Below are 16,468 nucleotides of genomic sequence, written 5' to 3'. Positions count from 1 at the left end.
TTCACGGCCTGCCGGGGAAGAACTCCGCGCCCTGGACGTACTCCATCGCCTTGGTGAACTCCGGGTCGCTCATGCGGCGCTCCCACTCCTCCGGCGAGACATCCTCGATGTGGGTCTGGATCCACCACAGGTTCCCGAACGGGTCCCCGACCCGGCCCACGAGGTCTCCGAAGGCGAGGTGCGTGACCTCCGTGACGGACGTGCCGCCCGCCTCGACGGCCCGGCGGTGGGCGGCACGGGCGTCGGGGACGTACAGGCGCAGGAAGCCCGGCGTCGGCGGCCAGTCCGGCTTCGCGTCGAACAACATCACGATCGCGTTCCCGATCCGCACCTCGGCGTGCCCGATGCGGCCCTGCTCGTCGGTGAAGCGGCCCAGCTCCACGGCGTCGAAGGCGCTCTTGATCCAGTCGATGAGCCCGGCCGTGTCGTGCGAGATGAGCCATGGCGTCACGGTGGTGTAGCCCTCGGGGATCGGCTTGACAGTCATGATTCCTCCCGGAAAGTGCGATGCCGCCACGCTAATTCCGAAGTAGGCCAGAACCTGTCCTATATGCGGCGGCATTCTGGTTCCATGAGCGAATCCCGCCTCCTCAGCCTCCTGTCGCTGCTCCAGACCCCGCGCGAATGGTCCGGCGGCGAGCTGGCCAAGCGGCTCGGCGTCAGCCGGCGCACGATCCGGCGTGACATCGAGCGCCTGCGCGACCTCGGTTACCCGGTCGAGGCCACCATGGGCGCCGACGGCGGCTACCGGCTGGTCGCGGGCAAGGCCATGCCGCCGCTGCTGCTGGACGACGAGGAGGCGGTGGCCATCGCCGTCGGCCTGGCCACCGCGGCCAGGCACCCGGTGCAGGGCATCGAGGAGGCGTCGGTACGGGCACTGGCCAAGCTGGAACAGGTGTTGCCGTCCCGGCTGCGCTATCGGGTGAGATCCCTGGGCGGCGCCACCGTCCCGCTGCCTGCCGTCGAGACACCCGAGGTCGATCCCCAGCAGCTGACCGCGCTGGCGACGGCCGTGGCCAACCGGGAGCGGGTGCGGTTCGAATACCGGGCCAATGACGGCGTCACCCGTTCACGACTGGTCGATCCGCACCGGCTGGTCGTGGCCGGGCGGCGCTGGTATCTGCTCGGGCACGACCACGAGCGCGACGACTGGCGGATCTACCGCATCGACCGCATCGCGGACCTGCGCGCGACCGGCGCCAGGATCGTGCCGCGCGAGCCGCCTGCCGAGGACGCCGCCGCGTACGTGCGGGACAAGCTCTACTCGACGGCCCCCACCTACGAGGCCGTCGTCACGCTGCACACGCCCCTCACGGAGGTGATCAGAGGCATGGGCGAGGTCACCCCGGTCGGCGAGCGGACCTGCCGGCTACGCATGCCCGGCGACACCCTGGACTGGCTGGCGTTCCGGCTGCTGGCGTTGGGTTGCGAGTTCGAGGTGCACGAGCCGCCCGAGCTCGTCCCGCACCTGCGCGCGCTGTCCGCGCGGCTCAGCCGAGCGGCCGGTCGGCCAGGAACTCCAGCGCCATAGGGCTCGCGACCGCGCGGAACTCCTCGAAGTACGCGTGCCGCGCCCCCTCGATCCACCGCAGCCCCGCCCCGGGGATGCGCCCGGCCAGCAGCGGAGCGTTGGCCGCCGGGTTGAACACGTCGTCGGTCCCGTGCACCACCAGCGTGGGAGCGGTGATGGACGGCAGCACGTCCCAGCTGTCGTGCCCCGCGCTGGCGGCCAGGTGGTGGCGGCGGGCGTAGGCGGGCATGCCGGGATCGCCGGTCGTGTGGTGCGGGCCGGGGTGTCGGCCAGCCACTGGGCCACCCGCCCGCCCATCGACGTCCCGTAGACGTGCGCCTGCCGCACCCCCAGCTCGTCCAGCACGGCCAGCACGTCGGCGCGAAGCCCCGGGTCGTGTACGGCTCGTCGGGTTTGTCACTGCCACCCGTGCCGCGGTAGTCGAAGGTGATCGTGCGGTAGGCGGCGGCGAAATCCTCGCGGATCGGGTCCCACCAGTGATGGTTGTTCGCCTGGCCCTGCAGCAGCACGAGCGGCGGCCCCTCGCCGCGGACCTGATAGGACAGCTTGACGCCGTCCACCGTGGTTGCGTATGACACGCCTACGATCCTGCCAGGGACGAAAAAAGTTCCCGCCGAGAGGTCCGGTCCGCCGTCCCGGCTCCGACGTCCCCCGTGAAAGACACCGAAGAGAGGACACCAGCCATGAAGTACATGATCCTTTCCTACGCTTCGCAGCGGGACTACGACTCCATGTCGGGCAAGGACGCCGACGGCCTGCCCGCCTGGACCGAGGAAGACCTGACGGCCATGGACGAGTTCATGACGACCGTCAACAAGGAGCTGGAGGAGTCGGGCGAACTGGTCGAGACCCGCGGTCTGGCCGCGCCGGTCCACACGCGCAGGGTCGGCGCGCGGGACGGTCAGCCGTTCGTCACTGACGGGCCGTACGCCGAGACGCAGGAGGTGCTGGCCGGCTACTGGGTCGTGGAGTGCGAGAGCATCGACCGGGCCACTGAGATCGCCGCCCGCCTGGGGCAGTGCCCCTACCCGGGCGACGTCTACGACAACGCCTACGCCGACATCCGGCCCATCATGGAGTCGGCCGACGACATGGGGTTCTGATCGACGACACGCGGACCGAGGACCTGCTGCGCGAGCTGGCGCCGCAGGTCCTCGGCGCGCTCGTCAGGCGTTACGGGCACTTTCCCACCGCCGAGGACGCCGTGCAGGAGGCGCTGCTCGCCGCCGCCGCCCAGTGGCCGGAGGAGGGCAGGCCGGACGACCCGCGTGCCTGGCTGATCACGGTGGCCTCGCGCAGGCTGACCGACCTGCTGCGCAGCGAGCAGGCGCGCCGGCGGCGCGAGGACGCCGTGGCGGCGTGGACGTTGCCCGGCGACTGGCTCGCCCCCGCCGCCGACCAGCCGGTCGATGCGACCGACGACACGCTCGTGCTGCTGTTCATGTGCTGCCACCCGTCGCTGACGCCGTCCTCCCAGATCGCGCTCACGCTTCGCGCGGTCGGCGGCCTCACGACCGCGGAGATCGCCCGGGCGTTCCTGGTGCCCGAGGGGACGATGACGCGCCGCATCACGCGGGCCAAGCAGCGCGTCAAGGACAGCGGCGTGCGCTTCCGCCTGCCCGGCGCGGCCGAGCGCGCCGAACGGCTCGCCGCGGTGCTGCACGTGCTCTATCTGATCTTCAACGAGGGGTACGCCAGCACGTCCGGTCCCGACCTCCAACGCGCCGAACTGGCCGCTGAGGCGATCCGGCTGGCCCGCATCGTCCACCGGTTGCTGCCCGAGGACGCCGAGGTGGCCGGGCTGCTCGCGCTCATGTTGCTCACCGACGCCCGCCGTCCCGCCCGCACCGGCCCTGATGGCGCACTGATCCCGATGACCGAGCAGGATCGCCGCCTGTGGAACGCCGCCCAGATCGAGGAGGGCGTCGCGCTCGTCACCGGGGCACTGACTCAGGGGCCGCCGGGACCGTACCAGCTGCAGGCGGCCATCGCGGCCGTGCACGACGAGGCGCCGAGCGCGGAGGAGACCGACTGGCCGCAGATCACGGCTCTCTACGAGCTGCTGATGCGGCTGTCCGGCAACCCCATGGTGGCGCTCAACCACGCCGTCGCCGTGGCCATGTCCCAGGGTCCGGCCGCCGGGCTCGCCCGGCTCGAACGGCTCGCCTCCGACGAGCGCATCGCCGGTGACCATCGCATGTACGCGGTCTGGGCGCATCTGCTGGAGATGAGCGGGGACCACGCGGCGGCGCGGGAGGCGTACGAAGAGGCGGCCGGGCGCGCCATGAGCCTGCCGCAGCAGCGCTACCTTCACGCCAGGGCCGCCCGGCTGAAGGACTCAGGATGACCGCGCCGCGAACGCCGTCAGGCTCTTCAGCTCGTGCCGCTTCACCTCGTCGAACACCTCCGACAGCCCTTCCTGGATCCGTGCCAGCTTGTCCTCGGGCAGGCGCAGACTGCGGGCGATTCTGGACGGGTCCCGGCCGCCGTGCCAGGCGACGACCACCCGGCCGCCGGGACGGGTGACGCGGCGCAGCTCCCGCAGGCCGTGCATCAGGTCCGGCCAGAGCGCCACGGTGTTGACCGTGACCACGCGGTCGAAGCTCTCGTCCGGGAAGCCGGTGTCGGACGCGGTGCCCAGCCGCAGGTCGGCGCCGCCCGCCCGGTGAGCCGCCTGCTCACGCATCTCGGGCGAGGGGTCGACGCCGCAGACCCGCCCGGCGCCGGTGCGGGCGAGCAGCCTGATGAGCGCGCCGGGGCCGTATCCCACCTCCAGAACGTGCTCACCCGGCCGCACGTCCAGCAGGGACACGACCTCCTCCTGCCGGTTGGTATAGAGCATGAACCACCCCGCCAGCCGGCCGAGCAGACCGGAGGGCGAGGCGAAGGGCGAGTTGACGGGTCCGCCCGTGACCCACGATCTGGTAGCCATACCTCCACCAAAGCGGTTCAAGTCGGCTTGAGGTCAAATGGTGACATGGACCTCATTCCCATTGGGGAGGCTGCCCGCCTCGTCGGGATGAATGCCTCCGCGCTGCGTTACTACGAGGAACGTGGCCTGGTCACCCCCGTCACCCGCACCGGGGGCCGCCGTATGTACGGCAGGCAAGAGCTGCGGTTTCTGGCCTTTCTGCGGACGATGCAGCAGCTCGGCATCTCGCTGGACACCGCCGGGGCCGTGCTGCACGCGCCGGGGGAGGAGTGGCGGACGGCCGCGGCCGAGCAGATCGACGTGCTGGAGGAGCTCATCCACCGGGCCAAGGCGGCGCAGTGGGTGTTGCGGCACTCCATCGAGTGCCCGGCCGAGCACCCTGCCCGGGAGTGCCAAACCTGGATCGGCATGGTGGACCAGCTGCTCGAGGGCTACACGCTCGACCAGCTCGCGGCAGACCACGTGACGGAGTGAGCCGCCGGAAAATTGTGCGGCGGGGCGGGGAATGTTCCGCCGCGGGGTGTGGTTACATAGATCGTGGCCGGTGTGTCCAGTGTCCCCGGGCCTCACCTATTGCCTTCGCGGACTACCGTTCGGCTGGAGCCGCGTTGTGCCTTTCGCCGAGAGGCGACCTGCACACCGGTACGCACTCGTTGAGCGCCCGCCCTCCTCGGAGGGCGGGCGCTCTCGTGTGTTCACGCCTTGGCGTGGTGCGGGTCCGTCACGCCTCCGGGGCAGGCCAACGCCTCCACGTCGAGGCCGGTCAGCCGGGCCCCCGCCTGGTAGGCGCTGTCCAGGAACTCCAGCACGCCGGTGACCGGATTCGCCATGGCTCGGACGTCGTCGTACCGCAGCACCGCCAGGTGGCTGCCGCGCGAGGCGATCCACTCGGCCTGCTCCGGCCGCAGCGGTTCCCGTTCCAGACCCTCGGGTTCCGGCGCGGTGTAGGAGTAGAACGCCGGCCACGGCCGCTCCCTGTCCCCGAACCAGAACCCCGAGCTGATCACCTCACAGCTGTACGCCTCCCGGGTCACCGGATCGACCTCCGGCGACACCCCCACGGCACGTCCGGTGAACCGCGTCACCGCGATGTCGAACGTGTGCCAGAAGTGGTGCACGGGACTGGTCTTGCCGGAGAAGTCCGCGGCGAATCGGTCGAGCAGCTGCGCCACCTGCGACAGGATCCGCCAATACCGGTTGATCAGTACCGGGTCGTAGCGCGCGTGCACCGTGTCCTCGGGGAACGGCATGTCGTCCCCCAGGTCGAACGGCACCGCCCGGATGTCCGGCCGGATCCCCAGCCCCGCCAAGGTGTCGAACAACCGCTGGTAGAACGACGCCACCGACTGCCCGATCAGGCTGAACTCCGCGCTGCGGCCGTCGAGCACGTCCACCACCAGGCGGTGCCGTACGAGGTCGAAGTCGATGCTGAACAGCGGCTGCTCGCCCAGCCCGCCCATCGGCCGCGTCGTCAGCCCGCGCCCCGTCGGATGGAACGGCACCTGCCACCAGTGGTTACGTCGATTGCTCGACGCCAGCCGGATCTTGCCGACGATCTGCGCGAACCGGTGAAAGGTGTCCTTGACCTCGGCCCACTCCGCGAGCGGCATGGCGGGGAAGAGTTCCATGACGGCATGGTAACTACTCCTGGTAATCGGACAGCTCCCAGGGGTCGTGTGCGCAGAAGACGGCGACCCCGTGGTCGTGGGCGAGCGCGCGCAGTCGTTCCTGGCTGGACATCCGGCGCTCGGCGTCGACCTGCGAGTCGAGCTGCACGATGTCCATCAGCGGATGGGACTGCGGATCTTTGGAGATTTCGCCGTGGTGGAAGTACGCGTCGCCGGCGTGCAGCAGCCACCGGTCACCGTCGTGGACCGCGACCCCGGCGTGCCCCTCCGTGTGCCCGTCGAGCGGCACGAGCAGGATCTCCTCCGGCAGGCCGGTGAGCGGCATGACTCCCTCCACGCCCAGCCAGCGGGTGCCCGTACCGGGATAGGTGACCCAGCGCGGCCCGTGCGCCCAGTGGCCGGGCCGGTAGCGACGGCTCGGCGCCTGCGTGAGCGCGGCCTTCAGCTCCACCTCCATGACGTGCACCTGGGCGCCGGGGAAGTCCGGCAGGCCGCCGCTGTGGTCCACGTCCAGGTGGGTGAGCACGATGTGGCGCACGTCGGCGGGGTCGTGGCCGAGCTCGGCGACCTGCCGCACGGCGGTCTCGGCAGGCGACAGGATCGGCTCGACGAGCTCCGTCCATTCGTGTTCAAGCAGCTCACCCGGACGGGTCACGTCGTCGGTGCCGAGCCCGGCCTCCACCAACACCAGCCCGGAGGCCGGGGTCTCGATGAGCAGGGCGTGGCATACGGCCCGCGCGGCCGGGCCGCCGTCGAGCGCGTGGATCTCGCGCATGGAGCCGAGATTCAAATGGTGAATTCGCATGTGGCTAGACTGCGACTTGAAGCGCGGTTCAAGTCAAGGAGCCAGATGGACACGTTGCTCGACATCGGCGAGGTGGCCAGGCGCAGCGGGCTGGCCGCCTCCGCGTTGCGGTTCTACGAGCGCAAGGGCCTCATCGAAGCCGACGGACGCAATGGGCTGCGGCGCGCTTACCGGCCGGAGACGCTGGAGCGCCTGGCGCTGATCACGTGCGCCCGCGACGCCGGGTTCACTCTCTCCGAGATCGCCGCGTTCCTGCAGGCCAGGCCGTCGGACACGCGGCTGCGCGAGCACCTGGCGGCCAAGGAACGTGAGGTGGACGCGCGGGTCGCGCAGCTGACCCGGCTGCGCGACAGCCTGCGCCACGCGGCGGTCTGCGAGCACGACCCGCTGGTCGAATGCCCCGAATTCAAGCGGGCGATCCGAAGGGTTCCAGAAGGTCGATCACCCAGAGCTGGTGCGCCGGCCCGAGCTGACGGTGCCGTCGGCGAGCACCATGAGCGCGGCCTCCCTACCGCTGAGGGTCGGCGAAGAAGGCCTGGAGGTGGCGGTTGACCGGCTCCAGGCAGTCCAGTTGCGGGGCGTGGCCGCAGCCGTCCAGGATCACGAGCTGCTCGTTGGGGAGCAGTTCGGCGAAGCGGTGGGCGCGTTCGACGGGCTGGATGGTGTCCTGGCTGCCCCACAGCACCAGGGTCGGGGTCTTGGTGGCGGGCAGGGCGCGTTCGGTCTGTGCCCAGTCCAGGCGGCGTTCCAGCAGGTAGGTGGCGCGGATGTTGTCGTGGAAGGTCATCGGCGCCCACCACTCGTCCAGCAGTTGCTCGGTCAGGCGCTGTTTGTTGACCATCATGCCCTCGGCCAGGCTGCGGACGGTGGATTTGCCGGTGGACAGCTTGACGGCGAGCTCGCCGATGACGGGGATCTTCAGGGATTCCCACATCATGGTGCCCGGCAGGTCCAGTCCGGTGGCGTCCAGCAGGGCGAGTTTGGTGACGCGGTCGGGGTGGCGCTGGGCGAAGGCCAGGGCCCAGCCGCCGCTCCAGGAGTTGCCCGCCAGGGCGGCCTGCCGTATGCCGAGGTCGTCCAGGAACGCGCCGACGGCGGAGACCATGGCGTCCAGGTCGAAGGCGAAGCCGGGGTCTTTCAGCTGGGTGTAGCCCTGGCCGGGAAGGTCGACCACGTACACGGTGTGGTCGCGGGCCAGCACGTTGAGCTGGTCCTTCCAGCCGATGACCGAGGTGCCGCCGGGGGAGAGCAGGATCACCGGGGTGCCGGATCCGGCCTGGATGTAGTGGAAGCGGGCGATAGGGGTGTCGGCGTAGCGCGAGCCGACCTGGGCCAGGTACGGCGAGCGGAAAGCGCGGCCGTCCTCGGCCGGCTGCCAGCCGTACGCGCCGAACAGCATCCCGGCCACCAGCAGCGCCATCGCAGCCGCCAACCAGCGAGGCCAGCGTCGCCTGCGCACCGATAGGGCTGCGTTGTCACGTCGAACCATGGTGATCCCTTGCCTTGGTCGGGAGGATGTTCACGAGCTCAGGACGGGACAGCGCGGGCCAGCGTGACAGGCGTGGTCAGTGATCCGGATTACATTCCGCGGGTGGCTGTCGTCCGCCCGCCTCTGCCCGGACATGCTGATCATGCCTAACAGCCGTAGACTTACCAAGCGGTAAGCATCATCGCCGCAGATTTGACCCGTGGTAAGTACGATGTCCGCGGCGAACCAGGTCCACAGGAGTTCCATGAGCGCCCCAGACGCCGCCGAGACCACCCCGCGGCGGATCCTCGCAGCCGCCCGCGCGCTGTTCGCCGCCCGTGGCTACCGCGCGACGTCCATGCAGGCCATCGCCGAGCGGGTGGGCATCACCAAGGCCGCTCTCTACTACCACTTCGCCGCCAAGGACGAGATCCTGCACCGCCTCACCCTGCCCCTGCTCGACGAACTCGAGGAGGTGCTCGGCGAGGCGGAGTCGCACGGCGACCCCGAAACAGTGCGGTGGCGGGCGATCGAGGGCTACGTCGATGTGCACCTGCGTCACCGCGAGACGTTGAGCATGCTGGTCAGGGACATGTCGCTGCTGGTCGAGGCGCCGCTGGAGGGGCGGTTCCGCGCCGCGATCGCGCTGGCCAACGACCTCGTCTCCGGGCCGGGCGGCGACCTCGGGCAGCGCGTGCGCGCCTCGCAGGTGGTCGCGGGCCTGGCCGACCCCGTCGTGCTCTTCCACGACGTGCCCGCCGACCGGCTCAGGCACCTCATCCTCGACGGCGCCAGGGCACTGCTCGGCGACCCTCCTGCACAGGATGCGGACGGACGGGTGGCCGGCCCGCCCACACGTGGGCGCCCGCGCGGACGGGGCGGCGGGCGCCCTGCCGCGCTGAGCGAGGAGCAGACCGCCCAGGCGCGCCGCCTGTACGACTCCGGGCAGGCCGTCGAGGAGATCGCCGCCGCCTTCGGGGTCTCCAGAGCGACGATCTACCGCAGTCTCAGAACCTGAGTTATGAGACGTTGATTTCGAAACAGCCAGTTCCAGAAGGGTGATCGTGATTGATCAGCCAGAGCTCGTGCGCCGCCCCGAGCTGACGTACTTGCGCGGGCGCAGGGCATGGGCGCGCAGGGCCGCCAGGGCGGCCAGTTGCCCCGGCCGGTCCATCCGCACCACCAGCTCGTCGCTGAACGCCAGCCCCAGCGCGGTCAGCTGAGAGACCAGATCCGCCACCGGCGTGGCGACGTCCCGCAGCCCTCTGGCCGGATGCCAGCCCTCGCCGCCGACCACCTCCGCGACCCGCTCGTGCAGCTTGGCCGGCGACATCAGCGTGCCGTCGGCGAGCAACATGAGCGCGGCCTCCCTGGCCGACACCTCGAACTCGTGCTCGCCCTTGGCCAGCAGCAGCTTGGTGACCGCCGACCACATGGCCTCAGGCGAGGTGAGCAGCCGCTGGCCATAGTCGGTGATGACCAGCCTCGTGCCGTCCCGGCTGATGGCGCCCAGCTCCCGCTCGGCCAGCTCGCGCAGCCTGAGCGCCTCCGGGGACGGCGCCAGCCGCAGCGGCAGCGTGCCCTCCCTGGCCGCCAGGGACAGCAGGCCGTGCAGGGCAGGCAAGGGCTGGGGGCTCACGGGCGCGTGCAGGCGCACCTCGAACGGCTGAGCCAGCTCCCGCCTGGCCGGGCCGCGGCCCAGCACCCAGCGGTTGAGGCGCTCGCCGTGCACCCGGTTGAGCCAGCTGTCCCCGCCCAGCTCGGTGCGCGGCTCGGTGAGCCAGCGGCGGGTCAGCGCGGACCGGTCCACCGTCTCGCCGGAGACGATGGCCAGCTCCAGGGCCGCGGCGCAGGCGACGTGCGCGCCCAGCTCCTCCGGCCCCATGATCATGCTCCACTGGAGCTCCGGCACGTCGGGCGGCAGTACGCCCGTGGCCTCGAGCGCCTGCTGGTAGGCGCTCGTGCCCGCGTCCTCGCCCTCGCGGGCGTAGGTGCGCAGGATCTGCAGGGTCGTCGGGGACACGCACAAGGCCGCGTAACGCTCCATCCCACCCAGCTGGAGCAGCCGCCCGAGCGAGCGTGCCAATCGCTCGTGGTCGCCGCCCACCTTCAGCGGCAACGTGTACCAGAGGAACTCGCAGACATCGAGCTGGGTCACCGTCTCCAGCGGCTCCCCACCCGTCAGCCAGCCGACGGCGGTCCTGGCGTCTTCGGCCAGCTCCGGGTGAGAGCGCTCCAACTCGGCGAGAAGGGCGGTGACATCCGGTGCACTCATGCCTGGAAGTTTGCCGTATCGACCCCTGGCCTGACGATGACCGAATCCGGTCCGTATTGGGTCTTGCACAGTGACTACCCTAAGAAAGCACTATACGACAGGCGGTAACCGGATCAGATCCATCGTTTTTCGAACAACATGCGGGCCTTCCACTCGGCGTACGGGATCAGCTCAGCAGTCAGGATCGGGTGCAGCCACCAGAAGTTGATCAAGGCTAGCAGGGCGTAGGCGCCCACGATGGCCGCCCCCCACGTACGCCGCGCCGTCACGACACCTTCGGCCGTCCGCGTGGACGGTCCTATCAGCAGCCCGGCGCACAACGTGATGGCCAGCACCATGAACGGCACCATCGGGATGGCGTAGAACAGGAACATCGTGCGGTTGTCGGCGAGGGCGAAGTAGAACCACGGCAGCCAGCCCATGGCGTAGGCCAGCAACACGGCCCCGGCCCGCCAGTCCCGCGAGGAGACGTACCAGGCGATCAACGCCACCAGTGCCGCCACCGCGCCGAACCAGATCACCGGCGTGCCGACGCCCAGCACCGCCTCCGAGCAGTCCTTGACGCCGCAGGCGTTCTGCTTGCCCTCGTAGTAGAAGGCGACCGGGCGCAGCAGCAGCGGCCACTGCCACGGCTCGGACATGTACGGATGCGTGGTCTCCAGGTCGCTGTGGAAGGAGAAGACCTGCCACTGGTATTGGATCCACGACCGCATCGAGTCGAAGAGGAAGAACAAGGGATTGTCCGCCGTGGTGGCCCGCTCCCAGTTACGCCCATAGCCGGTGTCCGTCGCGAACCAGCCGGTCCAGGTGGCCATGTACGCCACGAACGGCACGATCCCGAACGCCAGGACCCCCTGCGGCACGTCCTTGTTGAACGCGCCCGCGTACGGACGCCGCAACCCCACGGCCCGCCGTGCCCCGAAGTCCCACAGCAGCGACATGATCGTGAACGCCACCGCGAACGCCAGCCCCGACCACTTGACCGACATCGCGAAGGCCAGGCACACACCGGCGGCCAGGCGCCACGGCCTGGCCCCCAGCCACGGCCCCTGCGGCGAGACAGGCGAGTTCTCATACCAGGTGACCAGCCGCTCCCGCGCCTGGTCACGGTCCACCACGAGGCACGCGAACGCGGCCAGCACCCAGAACATCAGGAAGATGTCCAGCAGCGCCGTCCGCGACAACACGAAGTGCAGGCCGTCCAGCGCCAGCAGCAGCCCGGCGAAGCAGCCCAGCAGCGTCGAGCGGGTCATCCTGCGCGCCACCCTGGCCAGGATGAGGATGGACAGCGTGCCGATCACCGCCGCGCTGACCCGCCAGCCGATCGGGTTGAGCCCGAACAACCACTCGCCGACGCCGATCATCCACTTGCCGAGCGGCGGGTGCACCACGTAGGAGGCGCACTTGTCGAGTGTCTCCTGGGTGCACGACTGCCAGATGTTCGTGTTGCCGGCCAGGATCGCCTTGTCCGCGTCCTTGATCGAGACCCGCTCCACACCCCACGTGATCAGCGAGAACGCGTCTTTCATGTAGTACGTCTCGTCGAACACCACGGCCTTCGGATGGCCGAGGTTCATGAAACGCAGGATCCCGCCGAAGGCGGTGACCAGTAGCGGCCCGATCCACCCCCACAGCACGCTGCCGCGCATCGGAGGTATGACCCGATCGCGCACGGAGCGAGTCGGTGGCAGGCTCTCGCCGGCCTCCGATGTCTCGTAGGCCTGGTACGGGGAATCGGTCACCGCCATTCGGACATCGTACGGGGCTCAAGACGATAGGTAAGTCGAAACACGGTCTAATGGGGATGCCCTGCCACAATGGGCAGGTGGCAGGAGACGGCAGGTTGGTGCTGGCAGGGGCCCCCATAGGCCAGGCGGGTGACGTCTCTCCGCGGTTGCGCGAGGTGCTCGGGAGCGCCGACGTCGTGGCCGCCGAGGACACCAGGCGGCTACGCAGGCTCGCGGCCGAGCTGGGCGTCGAGATCGAGGGCCGGGTGGTGTCCTATTACGACCAGAACGAGGCCGCCCGGGCCCAGGAGCTCCTGGAGGTGCTCGAGCAGGGCCGCACGGTTGTGATCATCACGGACGCGGGCATGCCGGGCGTCTCGGACCCCGGCTACCGGCTGACCCGCCTCGCGGTCGAGGCGGGCATCACGGTCACCGCGCTGCCGGGGCCGAGCGCCGTCACCACTGCACTGGCCGTGTCAGGGCTGGCCAGCGACCGGTTCTGCTTCGAGGGGTTCCCGCCGCGCAAGTCCGGCGACCGGGCCCGCCGCCTGGCCGCGCTGGCCGGCGAGGAGCGGACGATGGTCTTCTTCGAGGCCCCGCACCGGCTGGCGGACTCGCTGGCGGCCATGGCCGAGGCGTTCGGGGCGGACCGCGAGGCCGCCGTGTGCCGCGAGCTGACCAAGACGTACGAGGAGGTGCGCCGGGGCGGGCTCGGCGAGCTGGCCGAGTGGGCGGCCGGGGGCGTCAAGGGCGAGATCACGGTCGTGGTGGCCGGCCACGTGCCCGTGGCGGGCGAGCCGGACCCGGAGGCGCTGGTCGCGGAGGTGGACCGCAGGGTGGCCGAGGGTGCGCACCGCAAGCTGGCCATCGCCGACGTGGCCAAAGAGGCCGGGATCCCCAAGCGAGAGCTGTATGACCTGGTTCACAAACGCCTATAGTGCGCATCGTGAGGAACAGGGGGGTTTCGCCACAGCGGCTTGTCCCGCCCTTTCCGGGGTCCGCGTTGCTGGGCTGGGTGGGGCCGCTCGTGGTCGCGTTGTTCGGCGGGATCCTGCGCTTCGTCAGGCTCGGCGAGCCCAAGGCCGTGGTCTTCGACGAGACCTACTACATCAAGGACGCGTACTCGCTGCTCAGGTACGGCGTCGAGCGGGCCACCCTGGGTGACGCCAAGGATCCCATCGCCGACCGGCGCCTGATCGCCGGCAACCTGGACATCTTCAAGCAGTGCCCAGAGCCGGCCGACTGTGCCTCGTTCGTGGCGCACCCGCCGCTGGGCAAGTGGATGATCGGCGTCGGCGAGTGGTTGTTCGGCATGAACCCGTTCGGCTGGCGCTTCGCCGCGGCCCTCGTGGGCACGCTGTCCATCCTCGTCCTGGCCAGGGTGGCGCGCAGGATGACCCGCTCGACGCTGCTGGGCTGCCTGGCCGGGCTGCTGCTGGCGCTGGACGGCCTGCACTTCGTGTTGTCGCGGACGGCGCTGCTGGACATCTTCCTGATGTTCTGGGTGCTGGCCGGGTTCGCGTGCCTGGTGGCCGACCGGGACTGGGCGCGGCGGCGGCTGGTGGACTGGTACGAGAGCGCGCCCATCACCGAGCTCGGCCCGCGCCTCGGGGTTCGGCCGTGGCGGCTGGCCGCAGGGGCATGCCTGGGCGCGGCCTGTGCGGTCAAATGGTCGGGGATCTTCTTCCTCATCGCGTTCGCGGCGCTCAGCCTCATGTGGGACATGGGGGCCAGGCGGGCACTGGGACTGCGGCGGCCGCACCGGGGGGCGCTGACGTACGACGCGCCCGGCGGGCTGGCCGCGATGGCTCTGCTGCCGGCGGCGGTGTTCCTGGCGAGCTGGACGGGCTGGTTCGCCACCGCCGACGGCTGGGGCCGCAACTGGGAGCCGGCCACCTCGGCGCGAAATCCGATCTTCTTCGTCATCGACTCGATGCGGTCATGGTTGAACTACCAGAGCCAGGTGCTCGGCTTCCACAGCGGCCTGGACGACTACCACTCCTACATGTCGGAGCCGTGGTCGTGGCCGCTGTTGTTGCGGCCTGTCTCGTTCCACTACCCGTCGAACCTGCCGCCGTCGGCCTGCGGCGCCGACAAGTGCTCCCAGGCCGTGCTCGGCGTCGGCACCCCCGCCCTCTGGTACGGCGCTCTGCTCGCCCTGCTCGGCCTCATCGCCTGGTACGTGTCCTCACGCGACTGGCGGGCCGGGGCCGTGCTGCTGGCGTTCGGGGCTGGCTGGCTGCCGTGGTTCTACTACGCCATCGCCGACAACCGCACGATGTACCTCTTCTACATGATCCCCGTGGTGCCGTTCATGGTGCTGGCGATCGTGCTGGTGGCGGGGCTGATCCTGGGCAAGGAGAGCGCGCCCCCGGCCCGGCGGGCGGCGGGGGCCGCGGTGGTCGGCGCGTTCGCGCTCATCGTGCTGATCAACTTCTGGTGGCTCTACCCGGTGTTGACCGCCGAGACCATCACACAGGCAGAGTGGTGGGCTCGGATGCTGATGCGCTCTTGGGTGACCGCCGCCCCCAAGTGACCCCCTTGCGCAGCGTGATCGCCGCCGCGATGCAGGCCAGGGGGACGGCCGGAAGCACGTAGCGGTAGTCGAACTCGGCCGTCGCCGCCGGGGCCAGCAGCAGTCCGACCGAGCCCAGCCACGGCAGCACCACAGGGCCGCCGAACTTCCGCCACCGCACGACCACGCCGTACAGGCCGATCATCAGGATGCCGCCGAGCATGATGCCGCGCAGGTAGAACACCTTCTGGTAGCCGCTCATGATGTCGGCCCACGGGTGCACGATCCGGGTCTCCGGCGGGCCCTGCTCGTAGCTGAAAGCGTCGGTGTCGGTGAACCCGCCCCCGTAGGAGGACCACTTCGGCAGCCGCTTGGGCCAGCCGTTCTCGTCGAGCGCCACGTACGGCTTGAACTCGTACATGTTGTACGTGTTCTCGTCCGGGAAGCGCGGCCGGGACCAGTGGAACGAGCGGAAGAAGTCACGCGCGACCACCTTCAGGTAGTCGCCGGGCTGCGACAGGATCGCCCGGGTGGCGAACTCGCTCGCCGCGTCGTTGGTGATCTCGCTCCACTTCTTGTTGACGCCCCACCGGTGCAGCACCTCGCCGGTGGCCTCGCCGTTGTGGCTGCCCTGGCCCCAGAGGTACCACTGCGCGTATTCCTTGCGCTGGTTGACCGGCTCGTTGATGCACAGCAGCAGCAGCTGGACCTCTTTGTACTTGTCGATGTTCATCTTGCCGCAGTCGGCGAAGATCGCCGTGCGCATGTAGAGGATGAGGCCGTCGCTGTTGGTCATCGCGAACTTGCCGTACGCCGTGGCGAACCAGCCCATGTAGGCCATCACCGGGATCGCGCAGGCCGTGATCAGCGCGGTGACCGGCCGCCAGCCCGTGCGCTTGACCAGCAGGTAGAGCACCACCAGGGCGAGCACGGGCAGGCCGATCGAGCGCGTCAGCCAGGTGAGCGCCAGCAGGAACCCGACGACCGCGCCCGACTTCCACGTCAGCCGCCGCTTCCACAGCACGAGCGTGATCACGCCGACGACGAGCAGCATGAACAGGGTGTCCGACATCACCAGCTGCTCCAGCTGGATCTGGTAGGCGTCGAACAGCACCGGGGCCGCCGCCAGCGTGGCGCCCCACTTGGGCAGCCGGAACTTGATCCGCAGCAGCGCGTAGATCAGGCAGGCCGTGGCCAGGCCCATCAGGTGCTGCGTGAACGTCACCAGCGCGAAGCTGTGGAACGGCTTCAACATCATCAGCCAGAAGCTGTAGCCGTCCGGCCTGATCGGGTGCGGCCGCGGATGCAGCGCCACCGAGACGTACTCGTAGGAGTCGTTGAACCACATGGCCGGGCCGTATCCGAGCATGGTGATGAGCCGCAGCACGGCGCCCACGCCGAAGGCCGCGGCGAACACCCGATGCCGGCGCAGGAAGGACAGCCAACGGGCTGCCCGGCCAGGAGCGGAGTGGTCCACAGGGGTAATCTCCGCGACGCTCACCATGATGTAAAGAATGCCAGTCGTTTTTGGGTCTTGACCCGAGCGGGTTCGGGCACAGGGCATGATGGTGCACTGGAACAGCCTTA

Annotated in this window: 17 protein-coding genes; 8 read left to right on the top strand and 9 right to left on the bottom strand. The window is 69.9% G+C overall.

The window, feature by feature from the left end:
* Position 1: 1 nt before the first annotated feature.
* Positions 2–487 carry a VOC family protein gene (locus Q9G87_RS36430; protein ID WP_305921113.1) on the bottom strand — a complete coding sequence of 162 codons (486 nt, stop codon included), beginning with the start codon at positions 485–487 and terminating at the stop codon, positions 2–4.
* An 84-nt stretch (positions 488–571) separates the two neighbouring features.
* On the opposite strand from Q9G87_RS36430, the gene Q9G87_RS36425 reads away from it, so the two are divergent.
* On the top strand, positions 572–1,531 hold the full coding sequence (locus Q9G87_RS36425; protein WP_305921112.1) for a helix-turn-helix transcriptional regulator: 960 nt from the start codon (positions 572–574) through the stop codon (positions 1,529–1,531).
* Here Q9G87_RS36425 and Q9G87_RS36420 read toward each other — a convergent pair.
* Positions 1,491–1,808, bottom strand: a complete 318-nt coding sequence (locus Q9G87_RS36420) for an alpha/beta fold hydrolase (protein ID WP_305921111.1) — start codon at positions 1,806–1,808, stop codon at positions 1,491–1,493. The genes Q9G87_RS36425 and Q9G87_RS36420 overlap by 41 nt on opposite strands.
* Before the next feature lie 406 nt (positions 1,809–2,214).
* Here Q9G87_RS36420 and Q9G87_RS36415 point away from each other — a divergent pair, with 406 nt between their 5' ends.
* Both Q9G87_RS36415 and Q9G87_RS36410 read left to right on the top strand, forming a co-directional pair.
* Positions 2,215–2,634: a YciI family protein gene (locus Q9G87_RS36415; protein ID WP_305921110.1), complete on the top strand. Its 420-nt coding sequence runs from the start codon at positions 2,215–2,217 to the stop codon at positions 2,632–2,634.
* Positions 2,550–3,878: an RNA polymerase sigma factor gene (locus Q9G87_RS36410; RefSeq protein ID WP_452450956.1), complete on the top strand. Its 1,329-nt coding sequence runs from the start codon at positions 2,550–2,552 to the stop codon at positions 3,876–3,878. The genes Q9G87_RS36415 and Q9G87_RS36410 overlap by 85 nt, the downstream gene beginning before the upstream one ends.
* Here Q9G87_RS36410 and Q9G87_RS36405 read toward each other — a convergent pair.
* Complete coding sequence (locus tag Q9G87_RS36405) at positions 3,870–4,463, bottom strand: class I SAM-dependent methyltransferase (RefSeq protein ID WP_305921109.1); 594 nt, start codon at positions 4,461–4,463, stop codon at positions 3,870–3,872. The genes Q9G87_RS36410 and Q9G87_RS36405 overlap by 9 nt on opposite strands.
* 45 nt (positions 4,464–4,508) lie before the next feature.
* On the opposite strand from Q9G87_RS36405, the gene Q9G87_RS36400 reads away from it, so the two are divergent.
* Positions 4,509–4,937 (top strand): MerR family transcriptional regulator, encoded by a 429-nt coding sequence (locus tag Q9G87_RS36400; protein ID WP_305921108.1) that lies wholly within the window; start codon positions 4,509–4,511, stop codon positions 4,935–4,937.
* Positions 4,938–5,158: 221 nt separating this feature from the next.
* Here Q9G87_RS36400 and Q9G87_RS36395 read toward each other — a convergent pair whose 3' ends face one another.
* Together Q9G87_RS36395 and Q9G87_RS36390 are read right to left on the bottom strand one after the other, a co-directional pair.
* Positions 5,159–6,091: a DUF5996 family protein gene (locus Q9G87_RS36395; protein WP_305921107.1), complete on the bottom strand. Its 933-nt coding sequence runs from the start codon at positions 6,089–6,091 to the stop codon at positions 5,159–5,161.
* A gap of 13 nt (positions 6,092–6,104) precedes the next feature.
* Positions 6,105–6,896 (bottom strand): MBL fold metallo-hydrolase, encoded by a 792-nt coding sequence (locus Q9G87_RS36390; protein WP_305921106.1) that lies wholly within the window; start codon positions 6,894–6,896, stop codon positions 6,105–6,107.
* 45 nt (positions 6,897–6,941) lie between these two features.
* Between Q9G87_RS36390 and Q9G87_RS36385 the strand changes: the two genes are divergently transcribed.
* Positions 6,942–7,448: a MerR family transcriptional regulator gene (locus tag Q9G87_RS36385; protein ID WP_305921105.1), complete on the top strand. Its 507-nt coding sequence runs from the start codon at positions 6,942–6,944 to the stop codon at positions 7,446–7,448.
* Here the strand turns inward: Q9G87_RS36385 and Q9G87_RS36380 are convergent.
* Positions 7,405–8,328 (bottom strand): alpha/beta fold hydrolase, encoded by a 924-nt coding sequence (locus Q9G87_RS36380; RefSeq protein ID WP_305921104.1) that lies wholly within the window; start codon positions 8,326–8,328, stop codon positions 7,405–7,407. The genes Q9G87_RS36385 and Q9G87_RS36380 overlap by 44 nt on opposite strands.
* A 301-nt stretch (positions 8,329–8,629) precedes the next feature.
* On the opposite strand from Q9G87_RS36380, the gene Q9G87_RS36375 reads away from it, so the two are divergent.
* Positions 8,630–9,382 carry a TetR family transcriptional regulator gene (locus Q9G87_RS36375; protein ID WP_305921103.1) on the top strand — a complete coding sequence of 251 codons (753 nt, stop codon included), beginning with the start codon at positions 8,630–8,632 and terminating at the stop codon, positions 9,380–9,382.
* A gap of 54 nt (positions 9,383–9,436) precedes the next feature.
* Here Q9G87_RS36375 and Q9G87_RS36370 read toward each other — a convergent pair whose 3' ends face one another.
* Both Q9G87_RS36370 and Q9G87_RS36365 read right to left on the bottom strand, forming a co-directional pair.
* A complete protein-coding gene (locus Q9G87_RS36370; protein WP_305921102.1) occupies positions 9,437–10,639 on the bottom strand; it encodes a hypothetical protein in 1,203 nt (400 codons plus the stop codon).
* A 113-nt stretch (positions 10,640–10,752) separates the two neighbouring features.
* Entirely contained in the window at positions 10,753–12,387 is a 1,635-nt protein-coding gene (locus Q9G87_RS36365; RefSeq protein ID WP_305921101.1) for a dolichyl-phosphate-mannose--protein mannosyltransferase, read from the bottom strand.
* 77 nt (positions 12,388–12,464) lie between these two features.
* On the opposite strand from Q9G87_RS36365, the gene rsmI reads away from it, so the two are divergent.
* A complete protein-coding gene (rsmI, locus tag Q9G87_RS36360) occupies positions 12,465–13,304 on the top strand; it encodes a 16S rRNA (cytidine(1402)-2'-O)-methyltransferase (protein WP_371825875.1) in 840 nt (279 codons plus the stop codon).
* A gap of 8 nt (positions 13,305–13,312) precedes the next feature.
* The gene (locus tag Q9G87_RS36355) at positions 13,313–14,902 is read left to right on the top strand and encodes a dolichyl-phosphate-mannose--protein mannosyltransferase (RefSeq protein ID WP_305921099.1); all 1,590 of its coding nucleotides are present in this window, start codon (positions 13,313–13,315) and stop codon (positions 14,900–14,902) included.
* On the opposite strand, the gene Q9G87_RS36350 is transcribed toward Q9G87_RS36355, so the two are convergent.
* Entirely contained in the window at positions 14,838–16,385 is a 1,548-nt protein-coding gene (locus Q9G87_RS36350) for a hypothetical protein (RefSeq protein WP_305921098.1), read from the bottom strand. The genes Q9G87_RS36355 and Q9G87_RS36350 overlap by 65 nt on opposite strands.
* Positions 16,386–16,468: the final 83 nt, after the last annotated feature.

Source organism: Nonomuraea turcica (assembly GCF_030718205.1).
Classification (GTDB): domain Bacteria; phylum Actinomycetota; class Actinomycetes; order Streptosporangiales; family Streptosporangiaceae; genus Nonomuraea.
This window is presented reverse-complemented; position numbering and strand designations above follow the sequence as displayed.

Excerpts from the sequence above, each read along its gene's own strand:
- Q9G87_RS36390 (WP_305921106.1), bottom strand. The coding sequence starts at position 6,896 with ATGCGAATTCACCATTTGAATCTCGGCTCCATGCGCGAGATCCACGCG.
- Q9G87_RS36385 (WP_305921105.1), top strand. The coding sequence starts at position 6,942 with ATGGACACGTTGCTCGACATCGGCGAGGTGGCCAGGCGCAGCGGGCTG.
- Q9G87_RS36430 (WP_305921113.1), bottom strand. The coding sequence starts at position 487 with ATGACTGTCAAGCCGATCCCCGAGGGCTACACCACCGTGACGCCATGG.
- Q9G87_RS36375 (WP_305921103.1), top strand. The coding sequence starts at position 8,630 with ATGAGCGCCCCAGACGCCGCCGAGACCACCCCGCGGCGGATCCTCGCA.
- Q9G87_RS36425 (WP_305921112.1), top strand. The coding sequence starts at position 572 with ATGAGCGAATCCCGCCTCCTCAGCCTCCTGTCGCTGCTCCAGACCCCG.
- Q9G87_RS36350 (WP_305921098.1), bottom strand. The coding sequence starts at position 16,385 with ATGGTGAGCGTCGCGGAGATTACCCCTGTGGACCACTCCGCTCCTGGC.
- Q9G87_RS36395 (WP_305921107.1), bottom strand. The coding sequence starts at position 6,091 with ATGGAACTCTTCCCCGCCATGCCGCTCGCGGAGTGGGCCGAGGTCAAG.
- Q9G87_RS36405 (WP_305921109.1), bottom strand. The coding sequence starts at position 4,463 with ATGGCTACCAGATCGTGGGTCACGGGCGGACCCGTCAACTCGCCCTTC.
- Q9G87_RS36370 (WP_305921102.1), bottom strand. The coding sequence starts at position 10,639 with ATGAGTGCACCGGATGTCACCGCCCTTCTCGCCGAGTTGGAGCGCTCT.
- Q9G87_RS36400 (WP_305921108.1), top strand. The coding sequence starts at position 4,509 with ATGGACCTCATTCCCATTGGGGAGGCTGCCCGCCTCGTCGGGATGAAT.
- Q9G87_RS36365 (WP_305921101.1), bottom strand. The coding sequence starts at position 12,387 with ATGGCGGTGACCGATTCCCCGTACCAGGCCTACGAGACATCGGAGGCC.
- Q9G87_RS36415 (WP_305921110.1), top strand. The coding sequence starts at position 2,215 with ATGAAGTACATGATCCTTTCCTACGCTTCGCAGCGGGACTACGACTCC.